Annotated in this window: 15 protein-coding genes and 1 pseudogene; 10 read left to right on the top strand and 6 right to left on the bottom strand. The window is 72.8% G+C overall.

Translation table 11 applies throughout. The features are described 5' to 3' along the window. The first annotated feature begins 5 nt into the window (after positions 1-5). Genes DQ237_RS01095 through DQ237_RS01085 form a run of 3 tightly spaced genes read left to right on the top strand, consistent with a single transcriptional unit; the run spans position 6 to position 4,080 of the window. The gene (locus DQ237_RS01095) at positions 6-401 is read left to right on the top strand and encodes a TadE/TadG family type IV pilus assembly protein (RefSeq protein WP_240619302.1); all 396 of its coding nucleotides are present in this window, start codon (positions 6-8) and stop codon (positions 399-401) included. After that, positions 398-844, top strand: coding sequence for a pilus assembly protein TadG-related protein (locus DQ237_RS01090; RefSeq protein ID WP_113796271.1), 447 nt, complete (start codon positions 398-400; stop codon positions 842-844). The genes DQ237_RS01095 and DQ237_RS01090 overlap by 4 nt, the downstream gene beginning before the upstream one ends. Beyond that, a complete protein-coding gene (locus DQ237_RS01085; protein ID WP_113796270.1) occupies positions 841-4,080 on the top strand; it encodes a LysM domain-containing protein in 3,240 nt (1,079 codons plus the stop codon). Before DQ237_RS01090 ends, DQ237_RS01085 begins: the two co-directional genes overlap by 4 nt. A gap of 297 nt (positions 4,081-4,377) precedes the next feature. Here DQ237_RS01085 and DQ237_RS01080 read toward each other — a convergent pair whose 3' ends face one another. The 6 genes and pseudogenes from DQ237_RS01080 to DQ237_RS20010 all read right to left on the bottom strand — a co-directional run. Further along, positions 4,378-4,782: a DUF302 domain-containing protein gene (locus DQ237_RS01080; RefSeq protein ID WP_205730024.1), complete on the bottom strand. Its 405-nt coding sequence runs from the start codon at positions 4,780-4,782 to the stop codon at positions 4,378-4,380. 61 nt (positions 4,783-4,843) lie between these two features. Beyond that, positions 4,844-5,620 (bottom strand): sulfite exporter TauE/SafE family protein, encoded by a 777-nt coding sequence (locus DQ237_RS01075; protein ID WP_113796269.1) that lies wholly within the window; start codon positions 5,618-5,620, stop codon positions 4,844-4,846. A gap of 43 nt (positions 5,621-5,663) precedes the next feature. After that, on the bottom strand, positions 5,664-6,254 hold the full coding sequence (locus DQ237_RS01070) for a rhodanese-like domain-containing protein (RefSeq protein WP_113796268.1): 591 nt from the start codon (positions 6,252-6,254) through the stop codon (positions 5,664-5,666). A 55-nt stretch (positions 6,255-6,309) separates the two neighbouring features. Beyond that, the gene (locus tag DQ237_RS01065; protein WP_205730023.1) at positions 6,310-7,707 is read right to left on the bottom strand and encodes a rhodanese-like domain-containing protein; all 1,398 of its coding nucleotides are present in this window, start codon (positions 7,705-7,707) and stop codon (positions 6,310-6,312) included. Between the two features lie 67 nt (positions 7,708-7,774). Then, positions 7,775-8,095: a rhodanese-like domain-containing protein gene (locus tag DQ237_RS01060; protein ID WP_113796267.1), complete on the bottom strand. Its 321-nt coding sequence runs from the start codon at positions 8,093-8,095 to the stop codon at positions 7,775-7,777. Positions 8,096-8,164: 69 nt separating this feature from the next. Continuing rightward, a pseudogene (locus DQ237_RS20010) lies at positions 8,165-8,515 on the bottom strand (DUF305 domain-containing protein); the annotation flags it as partial. 318 nt (positions 8,516-8,833) lie between these two features. Between DQ237_RS20010 and DQ237_RS01045 the strand changes: the two are divergent. From DQ237_RS01045 to DQ237_RS01015, 7 genes are all read left to right on the top strand, one after another. Further along, positions 8,834-9,187, top strand: a complete 354-nt coding sequence (locus DQ237_RS01045; RefSeq protein ID WP_113796265.1) for a helix-turn-helix transcriptional regulator — start codon at positions 8,834-8,836, stop codon at positions 9,185-9,187. Positions 9,188-9,835: 648 nt separating this feature from the next. Continuing rightward, positions 9,836-10,429: a hypothetical protein gene (locus DQ237_RS01040; RefSeq protein ID WP_240619301.1), complete on the top strand. Its 594-nt coding sequence runs from the start codon at positions 9,836-9,838 to the stop codon at positions 10,427-10,429. Continuing rightward, positions 10,426-10,809, top strand: coding sequence for a hypothetical protein (locus DQ237_RS01035; protein ID WP_113796263.1), 384 nt, complete (start codon positions 10,426-10,428; stop codon positions 10,807-10,809). The genes DQ237_RS01040 and DQ237_RS01035 overlap by 4 nt, the downstream gene beginning before the upstream one ends. Positions 10,810-10,880: 71 nt before the next feature. Continuing rightward, positions 10,881-11,618 (top strand): hypothetical protein, encoded by a 738-nt coding sequence (locus DQ237_RS01030; protein ID WP_369832179.1) that lies wholly within the window; start codon positions 10,881-10,883, stop codon positions 11,616-11,618. A gap of 67 nt (positions 11,619-11,685) precedes the next feature. Further along, positions 11,686-13,239 (top strand): hypothetical protein, encoded by a 1,554-nt coding sequence (locus DQ237_RS01025; RefSeq protein WP_240619300.1) that lies wholly within the window; start codon positions 11,686-11,688, stop codon positions 13,237-13,239. Further along, complete coding sequence (locus DQ237_RS01020) at positions 13,236-14,750, top strand: SCO6880 family protein (RefSeq protein WP_113796261.1); 1,515 nt, start codon at positions 13,236-13,238, stop codon at positions 14,748-14,750. The genes DQ237_RS01025 and DQ237_RS01020 overlap by 4 nt, the downstream gene beginning before the upstream one ends. Next, positions 14,747-16,258 (top strand): ATP-binding protein, encoded by a 1,512-nt coding sequence (locus DQ237_RS01015; protein WP_113796260.1) that lies wholly within the window; start codon positions 14,747-14,749, stop codon positions 16,256-16,258. The genes DQ237_RS01020 and DQ237_RS01015 overlap by 4 nt, the downstream gene beginning before the upstream one ends. Positions 16,259-16,278: the final 20 nt, after the last annotated feature.

Raw genomic sequence — 16,278 nt, 5'->3', positions numbered from 1 at the left:
GGTCGGTGTCGGTCGAGCTGGCGCTGCTGGCCCCGGCGCTTCTCCTGTTGCTGGCCTTCGCCGTCGTCGCCGGACGCACTCAGATCGCCGAGGGTGCCGTCCAAGAGGCCGCACGGGCCGCCGCCCGGGAGGCCTCGCTGGCCCGCGACGCTGCCACCGCCGCGACATTGGCCGGCGCCCAGGCGGAGCGCACGCTGACCGCTCAGGATCTGCGCTGCGAGGACACCACGGTCGACGTCGACACCGCCGGCTTCCAGGCCCCGCTCGGCCAGCCCGGCGACGTCTCGGTGTCGATCACCTGCGTGGTCGGCATGGCCGATTTGCTGGCCCCGGGCCTGCCCGGATCCGTCACCGTCGAGGCCTTGTTCATCAGCCCCATCGACGCCTACCGCGAACGATGACCGGCTACCAACGCCGCCGACGGCCGGACGGAGACCGCGGCGCCATCAGCGTCTTCCTCGCCGTTCTCGTTCCAGGGCTGCTGCTCATCATCGGGCTGGCCGTCGACGGCGGCGCCAAGGTGGCCGCCACTCAGCGCGCCAACGCCATAGCCGACGAGGCCGCCCGCGCGGGCGGACAGGCCCTCGACATCTCCGCGGCCCTCGCCGGACAGGTGCAGGTCGACCCGACCGCCGCGGTCGCCGCTGCGCAGGACTACCTCGACCGCAACGACGTGCAGGGCGCGGTGACGGTCGTCGACGGCGACACCCTGTACGTGACCACCACGATCACCCAGTCCACGACCTTCCTGGGCCTGATCGGCATCTCCACCCTCACGGTGGAGGGCTCGGGCACCGCCGACCTGATTACAGGCACCGGCCAGAACGGGGGAGCGGGCCCATGACCACGCCACCGCGGGCACTCAACCTGCTGCGCCGGCTGCTCGCTCTTCTGGTGTTGGCGGCCGCCGTCGTCGGCGTCCCGATTGCGCTATCGCAGCTCGGGGACGCTTACCTGCCCGACGAGCTGCCCTCCTGGGTGGAGGTGACCACTGCGCTGAGCGGACCGGACACCGGCGCCGTCTTTCTCGGACTGCTCGTGGTGATCGGCTGGAGTGCCTGGGCGTGCTTCGCCCTGTCGGTGGCCGTCGAGCTCGTCAGTCAGTTGCGTGGCCTGCCACCTCTGCGGCTGCCCGGCCTCGCGGTCCCACAGCAGCTCGCCGGCCTGCTGGTGGCCGCCGTCCTAGGTGTCGCCAGCGCACCGCTGTTGGCGGCTCCGGCCGCGGCCGGCCCGCCCGTCGTCGCCGAACAGCCGGTGGGCCACGAGGAGCCCCCGCCCGCACCCGCCTCGCCGGCGGACACTCCGCCCACCGCCCCCTCAGCGGCCGGTCCGACGTACACGGTGCAGCCACGCGACACCCTCGGCCGCATCGCCGCCCGTTACCTGGGCGACTGGACCCGGTTCGAGGAAATCCTCGATCTCAACCGCGGCCGGCCCCAGCCCGACGGCGCGATTCTCACCGACCCGGGGCTGATCCGTCCCGGCTGGGTATTGGCCCTTCCCCCCGACGCCAGCCTCCCCGTGGTCGACAGGACCGCCGGGGAGGTGACCGTGCGGCCCGGCGACACCCTCACCGACATCGCCGAGGAACACGGCCTGGACGGCTGGCAGCCGATCTACGCCCTCAATGCCGGCGAACCGCTTCCCGGCGGCGGCCGATTCACCGATCCCGACCTGATCCTTCCCGGGCAGGTCCTCGACCTCCCACCCGTAAATCCAGCAGCGCCTGGCTCTCATCCGCCGGCCACCCCCGAACCACCGACGGAGGAGGCGCCGCCGCCACGCCCGCCGCATGAGGACGGGCCAGCCGTGCCGGCGGAGCCCACATCGAGCCCCGCCGCCTCACCGACATCGCAGGGTGCACCCGAGGAACCGGTGCAGTCGGCAGCCGACGCTGATGCCCTCGACGCCGACGGGGACCAGTTCCCGGCGGAACTGGCAGCCGTTCTCGCCGGCAGCGGGGCACTGCTCGCCGCAGGTGTGGGCGCGGCGTGGCTGGCGCACCGCCGCCAGCGGCTGCGCCGCCGCCGCCCTGGCCGACGGCTGATCCCCCTCTCGAAGGGGCTTTCGGCCACCCAGACGGTCGTCACCTCGGCGGCCGACGCGGGTAGGGCCGACTACGCTGCGCTCGACCTGGCGCTGCGCGGACTCGCCGTCCGGATCTCCGAGCACCCCGACGGGACGCTGCCCGACGTCCACGCCGCCCGACTGCACGGCGGCCGGCTCGAGCTGCGGCTGCACGCCCCGGCCGACCGTCCGCCGCCGGAACCGTGGACCGCGGACGACACCGGCCTGTGGTGGTTCGTGCGGCTGGACCGGGACGCCGGCGTGGCCACCGAAGTGGCCCGGGCTCGCCTGGCGCCATATCCGACCCTGGTCACCATCGGCACCGACGGCGGCGACCGTTGGCTGCTCGACCTGGAACGCCTCGGCGCCGTGTACGTGACCGGACCGGCCGACCGTCGCACGGACTTCGCCCGGCACCTGGCCGCCGAGCTGGCCATCAACAGCTGGTCGGACCACCTCACCGTCACCACCGTCGGTTTCGGCGAGGAACTGCTCGACCTGGCACCGCACCGGGTCCACCCGACCGACACCGCCAACGACCCCGCTCTGCACGCCGCGCTGCGGGAAGCGGCCGAGCGCGACACCGACGACGTGCTGGACGGGCGGTTGCGGGCCGGAGCGGGGGACGGCTGGATGCCGCAGGTCGTCCTCAACCCACGCTCGCCGGATCAGGGCGGCGCGCTGGCCGAAGTCGCCGCTGCTCTGCTCGCCCGCGCGCGACGCGCCGCGGTCGCACTCGTGCTCGGCGTCGAGCCGGGGGAGGCTAGCGACGAATGGCTGCTGACGCTGACAGACGACGGGTCGCTGCTCGTTCCGGCACTGGGGCTGCGGCTACCGGCTCCACAGCTGACCGCCGAGCAGGCTCGCGACATCGCCACGCTGCTGGCCTTCGAACGTGACTCCGATGACGACCCGATCCCCGTCGCCGCCGGCGACCGCCCCTGGCAGGTGCACACCGACGCCGCCGGCGCCCTCCGCAACGACGCATCCGATTCGGGTACCACCGAGCCACCGGTCCAACTGCCTGCCCCGCAGACGGCCGGACGCCGGTCCACCACTGCCGCAGCAGGCGATGCGACGCCGCGCTCGCCGACTGACATTCCCGCCCGAACGACGTCGTCGGCGAGCGATGCCGCCGAGGCGCTGGGGCGTGCGGCGCCGGCCGACGTGCGCAGCCGGATCGAGGACGACCTCGCCCAACTCGACCGCGATCTCGCCGACTGGTGGTCGCCAGACTGCGCCCGGCCCCGGCTGACGCTGCTCGGACCGGTCACCCTGCGCGCGCACGGTGATGAGGCGGCCGTCGCCAGGTCCGGGCTGCGGCGCCGCTACGAGGAGACGGTCGCCTATCTCGTCACCCGCCCGCACGGCGCCACTGCCGACGAGGCCGCCACCGCGCTGCAGCCTGCCCGCGGCGGCAGGGCCGACCCGGTCAGCGCCCGCGCCTACGTGCACCGGGTCACCGCCGGCGCCCGCGCCTGGTTGGGCACCGACCCCGCCACTGGCCAGAAGCACCTCAGCTCCGGCCACCGCGGCCGCTACACGCTGACCGGCGTGCTCGTGGACGCCGACCTCTTCCGCCAACTGCGCGCCCGCGCCGCTGTCCCCGGGAACGCCGGCCTCCCCGACCTGCTGGCCGCCCTTCAGCTGGTGTCCGGGCCGCCGTTCGCGCAGCGTCCGGCCGGCTACGAGTGGCTGGACGGTCTCGACCTCACGCTTACCGCGGCCGTCTGCGACGTCGCCCACCAGGTCGTCACGGCCACCCTCGCCGACGGCGACCTGGCCGCCGCCGCGACCGCCTCGGCCGCCGCCCTTCTCGTTGCGTCGGACGACGAGCAAGTGCTGCTGGATGCGATGTGGGTGGCCTTCCACCAGGGCAACCGCGCCGAAGCCGAGACGTACGTCGCACGCATCGTGGCCATCCACGACGGTGAGGACGAGATGGACCTCCCCATGAGCACCGCGGAGACCATCAACCGCGCCCGCCGGCAGCGCCTCGACCGTGCCTCATGAGGGCCCGCCGCCCGCATCCGACAAGGAGGAGACGTGCCGGCCCGCACCGCCGCACGACTGGCGTTACTGCGGCGTCGGCCGTGCGGCTTTCTCGCTATTCCGGCGGGAAGATGCGAACTGCTAGCTGGTGAAGAAGGTGCAGTCCAGGGCGCACGCCGATATCTGGATCCACGGTTGGACAGGGCGTGGGTGTCAGGAAGGCGCCCCTTACCGATGCCAGCATCGCACTCTGGACGGGCGGGTGGCCCACAGGACAAACGCCTCCCGGAGGGAGGTGCGTCGATGCGTCCGGTGCTGTCAGGTGCTTCGGTCAGCGACAGCGCGCAGTGCCTCTTGGAGCCGGGCCTTGGCATCGGCGGCGATCGGTTCCAGTTCGGGCCGGCCGGGCACGGTCACCATCAGTTCCGGGTTGAGGGCGGAGACGAGTGTCTGTCCGTCGTCATCGGTGCGGACGACAACGTTGCAGGGCAGAAGCAGCCCGAGGTCCGGTTCGATTTGCAGGCCTTGTCGCGCGAGCGGGGCGTTGCAGGCACCGAGGATGATCTGCGGGGGGACATCGACGTCGAGCTTGGCTTTGAGGGTGGCGGCGACGTCGATTTCGCTGAGGATGCCGAAGCCCTGATCGGCGAGGGCCGCGCGGGTTCGTTCCAGAGCTTCGTCGAGCGGGGCGTTGACGTGCACGCTCATGCCGAAGTCGGCCAAGGGGTGCTCCTGGTGGAGTGGATGACGTGGTGGGTGGGTGGGTGCCCGCGGTGGCGGGCGGTTATCCGCTGAGTGGGTTGATCAGCGCCTGGACCACGACGAACGCCGCGACGGCGAACACGAGGTATGCGAACCAGCGGCGCAGCCGCTCGGCCCGCAGCCGGGAGGCCACCCTCGCCGAGGCCAGCGAGCCGACGACCGCGGCCGCGGTGAAGGCCAGCGCGATCCGGTAGTCCAGCGCGGCGTCCCCGGCGTGGGCGGCGAACCCGGCGACGGAGTTGAGCACGATGATGACCAGCGAGGTGCCGACCGCGACGGTCATGGGCAGCCCGAGCAGCAGAACCAGCGCGGGAATGATCAGGAAGCCGCCACCGACGCCGAAGAGGCCGGTGAGGAAGCCAACGACGACACCGGATCCGATGGCCTTGGGCAGGCAGCCACGCCAGTTCACCCCGCCGCCGGGGAGGGCGCAGTCCCCGCCGATCGGGAGCTGCTCGCGGAGCATCCGCACCCCAGCGGTGACCATGAGCGCGGCGAACCCGACCAGTACGACCCTCGGGTCGAGGAGCCGGTTGACCGCGGCCCCGGCGAACGCCGCCCCGGCGCCGGCAGCTCCGAACACCCCGGCGATCCGCCACGCCACCTGCCCCTGCCACAGCCGCGGGAGGACGGCGGTGGCCGAGGAGACGCCGACGACGAGCAGGGACGTCGGGACGGCGACGGCCAGCGGAGCGCCCACGCCGTAGACCAGCGCGGGGACGGCGAGAATCGACCCGCCCCCGCCGAGCAGCCCGAGCAGGATGCCGATGGCCAGGCCCAAGCCCAGCGCCGCGGCCATCACTCCGTCCGCGCTCGGGCGCAGAGCCGCTTCGCGTCGACGGTCACGCCGCCTGCCTGCGTTCGGGCAATTGGTCGATGACCTCTTCGACGCTCCGCTCGCGGGGACCGCGGTTGTGCGGCAGCGCGGCCAGGATCCGGCCCATCGTGTAGGTGTCGGTGAGCGCCGACAGGGTCAGCCCGGCGCCGACGCCACCGGCCAGGAGGGCCGCCTTGGGCATGCGTAGGCCCGCACCCACCCCGGCGACCACCAACGATCCGGCGACGAGGCGGACCCGCCGCTCCAGTGACCACCGCGCGGGGCCGCGGATCACCTGACTGCCGGCCGCCGCGTAGGTGGGAATCCTCCCGGCGAGCACGTGGAGGTTGGCCGCGCCAACACCGACGAGGCGCCGCTGGGCCTCGGCCGCCCGCGTCCCGGACTGGCAGACCAGGACGACGTTGCGGTCCAGCCGGGCGGCGAGCTGGGCGGTGTGTTCGCCGAGCAGGTTCAGCGGCACGTTGTAGGAGCCGGCGATGTGCGCCGTCTCGTACTCCGCCGGGCTGCGGACGTCGATGACGGTGACCGCGTCGGGGTCGCGCAGCCAGTCCATCACGGTGAGCGCGTCGATGCGGTCAGGGCTGAGGCTGTGCATGGATGTCCTTCTCGGATGGTCCGGCGTTTGCGGGTGTCGTGGGTCCAGCCGCCGGTCAGGCTGAGTCGGCGGGGTTGTCCCCTTCGGCCGGCCGTTCCTCCACGCCCGCCTTGCCGGCGTTGTCGTAGGAGTCGTTGATGAGCACGACTTCTCGTCCCGGGGTGTCCAGGACCGAGGCGGCGATGGAGGCGCGGTAGCCCGAGCCGCAGTAGACCCACACCTGCCCGGTGGGGACCTCCTCGAGGCGGTCGTGCAGCTCATGCAGGGGGATGTGCTGCGACCCGCGTACGTATCCCTGGGCGCGTTCGTCGTTGCGGCGGGCGTCGAGCACCTGCACCGGGGCCTGTTGCAGGGCGGCGGCGAGGCCGGCGAAGTTGGTGACTCGGTAGGAGCGCAGCGCCTGCCCGTCGGTGAGGGCGTCGATGTTCCCGACGGCGGCGCCGGCCAGGTCGTCGACGCCGATGCGGACCAGCTCGCGGCGGGCCTGGGCGACCTGCTCTTCGCTCTCCCCGATGAGCGTCAGGGGTTCGCCGTAGGTGTAGAGCCAGCCGAGGTAGGTGACAAAGTTGCTGCCGAGCTCGAAGTTCAGGCTGCGGGGCAGGTGCCCGGCGGCGAACGCGGTCCGCTGCCGCAGGTCCACCACCCACTCGCCGGCCTCCAGCCGCCGGCGCAGCTCGGCCGGGTCCACCGGCTCGGGCAGCGACAGGTCCACCGGGGCCGGGCCCGAGCGGTTGATCGGGCCCATGTGCGCGTAGTAGGCGGGGTAGGCGTCCAGCCCGGCGAGGAGGGTGTCGACGTACTGCTGCTCCTCCATGGTCAGCGCCGGGTTGGCCCGCAGCTGCTCCCCGACGGTGGAGGCGGTGCCGCTGGTCGGCGTCGCGGAGCAGAAGCTGCCGAACCCGTGGGTGGGGAACACCTCGGTCTGCGCGGGGAGCTCGCGGGCGATGCGGCGCACGGAGTGGAACTGCGCGTGGGTCAGCTCGTCGGTGTCTGCCGGGCTGACCAGGTCGGTGCGCCCGGTCGCGCCGTAGAGCATCGACCCGCCGGTGAAGACCGCGCGGATGACTCCTTCCCCGTCCCCCTGGGCAGCCTCGAGGACGTAGCTGACGTGGTGGTGGGTGTGGCCCGGGGTGTGCAGGACCCGCAGCCGGATCGCCCCGGCCTCCAGCACGTCCCCGTCTTCGACCGCGTGGTGCTCAAAGCGGGCGTCGCTTCCGGCGGGCAGGACGTAGGTGGCGCCGGTGCGCGCGGCCAACTCCAGCCCGCCGGTGACGTAGTCGTTGTGCACGTGGGTCTCGAGGACGTGGGTGAGGCTCAGGCCGCGCTGCTCGACGAGGTCGAGGACCCGGTCGATGTCGCGCTGCGGATCGACGACGACGGCGAGCTGCCCGTCGGTGGCCAGATAGCTGCGGTCACCCAGGCTGGAGGTCTCGATGGTCTCGATCTGGATCACGGATAGGTCTCCTGCGAAGTAGGCCCACGATCGCGGGCGGGTGTGGCCAGGTGTGGTCGGGTGGCGTTCAGGCGACGGTTCCGGGGCTGGCGCCGTCGGCGGCGCTGAAAGGCAGGCCCTCGCGCGCCCAGCGCTGCATCCCGCCGTCCATCACGACGGCCCGTCGGCCGGAGGAGGTCAGCAGGTCCGCGGCCCGTCCGGCGCGCCCGCCGCTGCGGCAGACCGTGATGACGGGACATTGCGGGCCGAGCTCGCCGATGCGCTGCGGGAGTTGGCCGAGGGGGATGTGCACCGCGCCGTCGATGTGGCCGGCCGCCCATTCCTCGTCCTCGCGGACGTCGAGGATCTGCAGCTCGCGGCGGCGGTCGTGCACCGTGCGGGGGTCCATGTCGTGCTCCTTGCTTGTCGACCTACGAGGCAGGTGCTTCCAGGTCACCGGACGGCCGGCGATTGGTAATCACCGCTGGTCCAGCCAGCCCTGCATCAGCAAGATCTCGTCGGTCTGGACGCGGACCATCTCCGCGGCCATGGCGGCGATCTCCTGATCACTGCCGGCTCGCTGGACCATCTGGGACATGTGCACGCCCATCCGGTGGTGCGGGATCATGGCCTCCAGGAATGCGCGGTCGAACTGGTTGTCCGGCACTCCGGCCAGGTCGGTCTCCGAGCCCATCCCGGCCATCCCTGAGCCCATGCCGCCGGTCGGCCCGTCCGCGGCGGTGCCCAGCCGCGTGGCCGCGGCGCGCAGCTGGGCAATCTCCGCGGTCTGGGTTCGCTCGATGTCCTGGGCCAACTGCCGGACCTCGGGCGCTGCGCCCGCTGCTCGGCCAGCTGGGCCATCTGCACCGCCGACTCGTGGTGCACCGCCATCTGCACCGCGAACATCGAATCGGCCGACCCAGCGATCCCCGGCATCGTGGAAGCCATGCCCATGCCCATGCCGGCGGTCGGCCGGTCGACCGCCGCCGCGCCGGGCAGCAGCTGCGCGCCGGTCACCACGCCACCGCCCACAAGCAGCAGCACTGCGGCGGTCCCCGCGATCAGTCGCCTACGTGTCGTCCGCATCAGAATGTGCCTCCCTCGTCTCACAGCTGTACAACCAAGCAGTTGTAAGTAGGATGCGGATGTGTCCATTCCCAGCCCGCTGCCCGACCCACTGGTGGAGCTGGTCGCCGAGCGCTTCCGCGTGCTGAGCGAACCGGCCCGCATCAAGCTGCTGGACGCGCTGCGCGCCGGGCCGGCCAGCGTGGGCGAACTGGCCGCCCGTGCCGGGCTCAGCCAGCAGAACGCCTCCAAGCACCTCGGCGTGCTGCACAGCGCCGGGCTGCTCGAACGCGCCCGCACGGGGAACACCGCTCAGTACGCCATCGCTGATCCCAGCGTCTTCACCCTGTGCGAGTTGGTCTGCGACGCCCTGCGGGACCGGTACAGCGCACTCCAGGCCGTCATTCCGCCGCCACAGGCACCAATCGGACGCTGAGACACCAGCCCGCGCCGTCCTGCAGCGGCCGGCCATGCAGTCCCTCGTGTGGATCTGCCGGCGGTCCCTTGGCGGTCGAAGACGGCTCGACGTGCCACCGACACACACGAGGGGCGTAGCCCTCCGGAACCGGAACAGCGCAGCATCGGCCTGCACGCGCGTTTGTTCTCCGGTGACCCTGTAGTAGTTCACCAGTGCGGGGGGTCCGTCTCCGGCCCTATGCCGGCACAGACCTGCCTCGGCAGGCGACGTGCGAGAAGAAGCCGACTGGAGGACTACCGGAGGTCGGGGCGTCACGGTCGGCGCATGCAGACCCCAGCCCGACCTGGGCGACCGCGGCGCGGTCGGATGAGCAGTGACGCGCCGCCGTCCGGATCGGTGGCGACCGCGAACCCCCTGACTTCCCGTCAGGCACGCCCGATGACAGTCGGCGCAATGCGCGCGGCCGTGATCGCGATCCGCGCGGGGATCTTCGACGACGTCGACGATCTCGGCGTCCTCTGGAGAGACCAGGCGTCGCGTGCTGCGGTTCCCGCCACTGCCTCCGGGCCGGAAGCCGATTCCGTCCCCTGGGCGGCATGTGACGTCGCTGCCCCTGTCGTCCTTGTCGTGGCCGCTCACGCCGGCGCCGGCGCTTCCATAGTTGCGTTGGCACTTGCCGAAGGGCTGGCGGAAACCCGGCGGGCGCAGTTGGTCGACTACGCCGATCCGGTCCGGTCGGGGCTCGCGGCGGCCCCCGCCATCGAGATGGGCGGTGACGGCGTCTGGCGCCGCGGTCGCCGCGGTCGACTCGACATCGTCCGCCTCACTCGGCATCCGGCCGACGGGGGTCTTCCGCCGCCACCCGAGACCGACGACGCGGAACCCCTGAGGGTGGTCGATGCCGGCTGGTCGCTCACCTGCGCGCTGCTCGACCCACCCGGTTCGGTCGTCCGCGGCGCGAGGGTCGTCGTCGTCACCCGGGCGACGGTGTCGGCGGTCCGGCAGACCGAGCGGATGCTGGCCGCCTTCGACGGCGAAGCGGCGGTCGCCGCGGTGGGTCCCGCTCGCTGGCCCCGGCTCGTGGAGGCCAGCTGCGGTCCGCGGCTTGGTGAATTGCGGTCGCGGGGACAGGTGGTTCCCGTGCCGATCGACCGGCGACTGCAGATCGCCGGGCTGACCGGCGACCGGCTCCCGAAGCCAGTGGCGGCCGCCGGCCGGTCGTTGGCCGCGCTCCTGGCCCCGGCGCGGGAGACCCCGTGACCACCGGACGCAGGAGCGCCGCCGGGGCTGTACGGGCAGCTTCGACCGTCGGGTTCGTTCTTGCCGGGTTCCTCCTGCTGGGTGCCGGGCCGGCAACTGCGACGCCGGCCGAGATCAGCGTGGCGGTCTGCCCTGCCGCACCGCCCGGAATGCAGGGCTTCGCCGACGACGTGACCGCCTGGGTGAAGTGGGGCGTGCTGGCGCTGATCGGCATCGGCGCGGTCGTGTCCCTCGGGTCGATCCTCGTCGGGCGGATCTTCTCCCATCCGCATGCCTCCCGGTACGGGGCCATGGGGGTCGCGGTGGTGGTGATGGTGGCCATCGCCTACACGGTCATCCTCGTCATCCTGGACTCGATCACCGGCAGCGGGTGCACGTGATGCACCGCCGCCGGGACGTCCGGGGAAGCGCTATCCCGGAGTGGGGATCTGGTCGACTTCTCACGCTGGTCGTGGTCGCGGCCCTCGTGGCGCTGGCGGTGTTGGCCGGCGTGGTTCTCGCGGTCGTCGGGGTGCTGAGCGAGGAGGAGCCGGGTTCAGCGGACGCTGCGCGACAGCGAGATGGGCTCTTCACGGATACGTCGTCCCGAGATGCCCTGGCCGCGACGCCGATGCCGACCGCCCATCCCGACGACGCCCTGCCAGGTCCGGTGTCGAGGCTGGCCGCGGCTGTGCTCGAGTTGCCGCGCGCAACGGCCGGCGGCCCGGCTGACGTGCCCACCGGCTTTCCCCGCACTGCCGAGGGTGCCCTGGCGCAGCTGGCTGCGATCGACGTGACGGCGATGCAGACCGGCTCGATGGACGGCGTGCGGCGTGTCATCACGGAGTGGGCCGCACCGGGCGGCCCCACCCCGCAGACGTGGTCCGGGGTGGCTGGCATGGCGAGCCTGTTGTCGGCGGCTGGGTTGCCCGGCGCCGGTTCGCCGCAGCTGGCCATCGTCGTCCGCCCAGTGATGGGGCTGATCAAGGGAACGGTGGGCCCGGAGTTCGCGGTGGTGTGCGTGAACCTCGAGTTCACCGTCACCGTGGAGCAGACCTCGCGGATCGCGATCGCCGATTGCCAGCGCATGGCGTGGGCGGGGGATCGGTGGGTGATCGGCGCCGGGCTTGAGCCGGCGCCGGCGCCGTCGGTCTGGCCGGGTACCGACGCCGCGATCGCAGCTGGTTGGCGGGATCTGCGCCATGTCTAGGCCGCAGCCGCGACGGCGGATTCGATCGGCCCGCTCGAGAGCTCTGGTCGTCCTGGTGCTGGTGGGGGTGGGTTGGCTGGCAAGCGCCGCTCCGGCCGTGGCCGACACGGCGGTGCTGGCGTTCCCCGCGGCTCCGGCCGCGGAGGACGGCTCGCTGCCGTGTCTGCCGACCAACCCGTTCTGCGTCATCGGCGAGGCGGCGGGGGCCGTGGTGGCAGACGTGTGGATCAGCGCCATGTTGTCGCTGTGGGAGGCCGGGCTGTGGCTGCTGGGCCTGGCCTTCTCGGTGATCGACGCCCTGGCCACCCCGGACCTGTCTGCCGGCGGCCCGCTGGTCGGGGTCTATCCGGTGACCTTCGGCATCGGCGCCACGGTCGCGGCGATGATGGCCATGGTCCAGCTCGGTGTCGCAGCGATGCGCCGGGACGGGCAGACCCTCGGCCGGCTACTCGTCGGCCTGGCGCAGTTCGGGCTGGTCTGGGTCAGCTACGTGGGCGTCGCGGCGCTGTTGGTGACCGGCGTCTCCGGGCTGACCACCGCCTTGCTGCGCAGCCTGCTCGACATCGACACCCTGGCCGCCTTCGACCCGTCGATCAGCGTGGGACGCGACGTGGTCGACGGGACGGTCGCCACGGTTCTCGGAGTCAGCTCCATCTTCCTCCTCGTGCCGGCCAGCGTCGGCTACCTGATGCTGATGCTGGTCCGCGAGGCCGCGCTGATCGTGCTGGCGGCAACCTCGGCCATCTCAGCCGGCGGCCTGCTGGCACAGTCCTCGAGCGCCTGGTTCTGGCGCAGCCTGCGCTGGTTCCTCGCCGCACTGCTGGTTTCGCCGGTCGCCGTCCTTGTTCTGGGTGTCGGCGTCACCATCACCGAGGGCATCGTGACCGGAGCCGAGGAGACGAGCACTGAGGCTGCGGTCGGCATGGCCGTGGTCGGCTGCCTGCTGATTCTGCTCGGTGCGATCTGCCCGCTGGCGCTTTTCCGGCTGCTGGCCTTCGTGGACCCAGGTACCTCCAGCGGCGCAGCTCTGCGTTCCTCCCTGGCCGCTTCCGGCGGAGTCATGGGCGCCCTGAGCGAGTTCGGCGGCGGAGGCGGTCGCGCTGCCGGAGCCGCCGCTGTTGCCGCCTCGGGTGGGGTGGCGGCCTCGGGCGCCGCGGCACAGCTGGCCGGGGACCGTGCGCAGGGCGAGTCGACGGCCGACGCCGCGACCAGCGGGCGCTTCGCGGGCGCGCTGCGCGCGCTGACAACCGGGACCTCCACGGCCGGCCGGCTGGCCGCTGGGGTGACTGCATCGGCCGCCGACGTGCTGTCCGGAGCCGGTATCGGACACACCGCCCCCTACTACGGGCAGTCGGTTCGGGGCCGGGCCCCCGCCGCAGAAAACGGACACGCTCGCGCAAGGTGGCTCTCGCGACAGGACAGCGGGTCGCCGCGTCTTCTCGGGGACGCCCCAGACGCTCTGACGCCTGATCCGCTGTGGTCGTCCGTCGTCGACGACACAGCAACTGTGGGCTGGCCCGCTGAGCGGGCCAACGGCGCCGCACGGGGCGGGTCTCCGCAATCCAACTCCTCCGCTCCGCAGGGGCGGGCCGGTTCGCCTGCCGACGACGGTGCTGCATGAGCGCGCACCGCTACGACGAGTACGCCAAGGACGTCTCCGGCTGGTTCCTCGGGATGACCGGCACTCAGTTGGCCCTGCTGACGCTCGCCGGGGTCCCGGCGCTGCTCGCCCTGAATGGTCAGGCCTGGGGACTGTTCGTCGGCTGGCTGCCGGTGTGGGCGCTGCTGGCCGCCGTGCTGCTGGCGCCCATCCGGGGACGTGCCGCCGGCCGCTGGTGCGGCGACCTCTGTCTGCACGCGATCGGGGGAGCGATGCGCTGGACGGTGTTCGGCTCACGAGCCGGAGCGGGAACGGCCGACGACCTGTCCGAGGCTGACCTGCCGGGGGTGCTCGCCGGCATCCGCACTCACGACGGGCCGCCCTTCGGGCAACTGTTCACCCGGCCGGTGATCGTGCAGAACTGCGCGGCGCGCACATGGGCGGCGGTGGCGTCGATTGCCCATCCCGGCATCGGGCTCGCCGAGGTGGGTGAGCGGGACCGGATGGGCGCCGGGCTGGCCGAGTTGTGCGAGCTCGCGGCCCGCACCGAGCTGGTCGACGTCCTCGTGCTGCAGGTGCGCACCGTGCCCGACGACGGCGCGGAGCGCGCCGCCTGGGAGCGCGCGCACGCCCACCCCGACGCGCCGACGATCGCCGCGCGGGTCAATGCGCTGCTGGGCGCGACGCTGACGCCGGCCGCGGTGCGCACCGAGGCCTTCCTGACCCTCGTCGTCGGTGAGGGACGGATCGCCCGGGCGGCGAGGGAGTCCGGCGGGGGCGTGGACGGCCGGGCTCGGGTCTTGCACTCGGTGATGGCCGAGGTCGAGGCCGCGCTGCGTGGACCGGTCGGCTGCACGATGGTGTCCTGGCTCGACTCCGCACAGTTGGCCGCCGCGGTGCGCACCAGCTTCGCCCCGGGTGACCGCGGGGAGCTGGTCGCCGCCGATCTAGCGGTCGCCTCGGGCCAGCAGTTGGCCACCGGGGTGCCGATGGCCGCCGCCGGCCCGACGGTGGCGCGCGCCGAGGTGCGGCACTACGTGCACGACGCGTGGGCGTCGGTGACCGACACGATCCTGCTGCCCGACTCCGGTGCGGTGCTCGGTGCGCTGTCCCCGGTGCTCGTGCCGACGGTGGCTGGGGAGCGGCGATGCCTGACCGTGTTCCTCGACCCGCTGCCGCTGATTCGGGCGACCCGGCTGGTCAGTCGCGAGCAGATGAGCGCCACCACCGGCAACGAGATGCGCGTCCGGATGGGTTTCCGGCAGCGGGCTCGGCAACGGCGGGACACCGAGCGGGTCGGCGCCGCCGAGGAGAAACTCACCGCGGGCCGCGCACTGGTGCGCGTCTCCGCTGCGGCCTGCGTCACCGTGCCGGCGACGTGGCCGGTGGTGGAGCACGGCCGGCGGCTGTCGGCGTCGGTCCGGGCCGCCGGCTTCGTGCCGCTGCGGTTGGACCTGGCGCAGGATTCCGCGTTCGCCGCCGCCGCGATTCCCCTCGGTGTTGGGCTGCCCGACCGCAGGGGCCGAAGGTGAGCCGCCGCCGTCCCTTCCGCCGTGGCCGGGACGTCGCCGTTCTGCTCGACGACTTCGGTCACCGGCTGCCCGCGGTCCCCGCGGTGGAGACGGCGGCACGGGAACGTGGGCCCTTTCCCGTGCTGGTTCCTCGCCGCGGCCCCCGCGGCCGCGGCCGAGGCTGGGCGGCCGCACTGCCGCCGCTGTCGGTGTGGCGGATGACCTCGGAGCAGACGCCGGTGGTGTGGCCGCTGATCGCCACCTCCGGCCTGCCGCCCACCGGCGCGCAGATGGGCCTCGACCTGCTGTCGGGCGGGGCGTTCTACTGCGACCCGGTCGGCTGGGTCACTGACGACGACATCCCGGTCACCAACCCGAACGTCGTCGTCTTCGGCAAGCCCGGCCGCGGCAAGTCCGCCACGGTCAAGGCCTTCGCGCTGCGGATGCTCGGCTACGGCTACCGCACCCTCGTCCTCGGGGACACCAAGGACGAGTACGAGCCCCTCTGCAGGGCGCTCGGCGTGGAGCCATTCGTCGTCGGCCACGGCCTGCCGACCCGGGTGAACCCACTCGCCTTCGGTCCGCTCGGGCATGGGTGGGACCGAATCGACGCCGCCGAGGCCCGCCGCCGCGAGGCGCTCCTGTTCGCCCGCTGGCTGGTGCTGCTGCGCGGCCTGGTCGGCTCGCAGGCGGTGCCGTTCGGTCCCGTGGAGGAGACCGCGGTCGGTGAGTCGCTGCGGCTGCTCACCGGCTACCGCTCGGGCGCCACCCGGCTGACCGAGCCCACCATCCCGCAGCTGTGGCGGACGCTGGACGAGCCTCCCGACGAGCTCGTTGCCGGCTGCCGCTACGCCGACCGGCGGCACTTCCTCGACGCCACCCGCACCCTCCGCGACGCCGTCGGCGCCCTGGTGAAGGGGTCCCTGGCCGGGCTGTTCGACGATCACACCACCATCGCGGTCGACTGGCGCGCCCCGATCCAGTCGTTGTCCCTGTCCCGGCTCGAGCCGCTCGGCGACCAGGCCGTCGGCATCGCGCTGACCTGTCTCAACTCGTGGGGCCAGGCGATGCGCGAGATCGCCGAGCCCGGTGACCTGCGCATCGTCATCCGCGACGAGACGTGGCGGCAGATGCGCCTGGGCGCTGAGGCGATGAAGAGCCTGGACGCCAACCTGCGGCTGTCCCGCCGCGACGCGGACGTGCAGATCCTGTTGGCGCACAAGCCCTCCGACATGCTCACCGCCGGGGACGCGACCTCGCAGGCGGTCGCCATCGCCCGCGACCTGCTGCACCTGTGCGACGTCAAGGTGCTGCACGGCCAGGACCAGGCCGTCGGCGACGAGCTCGGCAGCCTGCTCGGCCTGGCCCCGATCGCCCAGCGGGTGGTCACCGGCTGGGCGGTCGCGGGCAAGGGCCGCGCCCTGTGGCTGGTCGGGAACCGGGCGTTCAAGGTGCAGACCGTCCTGACCGAGCCCGAGCTGCGGCTGACCTACACCAATGAGGCCCTCACCGCCGGCGGCCCGCGATGAGCGGGACGGCGGAGCGCGCG

Origin of the sequence: Blastococcus sp. TF02-8, from assembly GCF_003319175.1 — a bacterium.
GTDB lineage: Bacteria > Actinomycetota > Actinomycetes > Mycobacteriales > Geodermatophilaceae > Blastococcus.
Note: the sequence above shows the minus strand (reverse complement) of the source record. Positions and strands in the feature narration are given on the sequence as shown.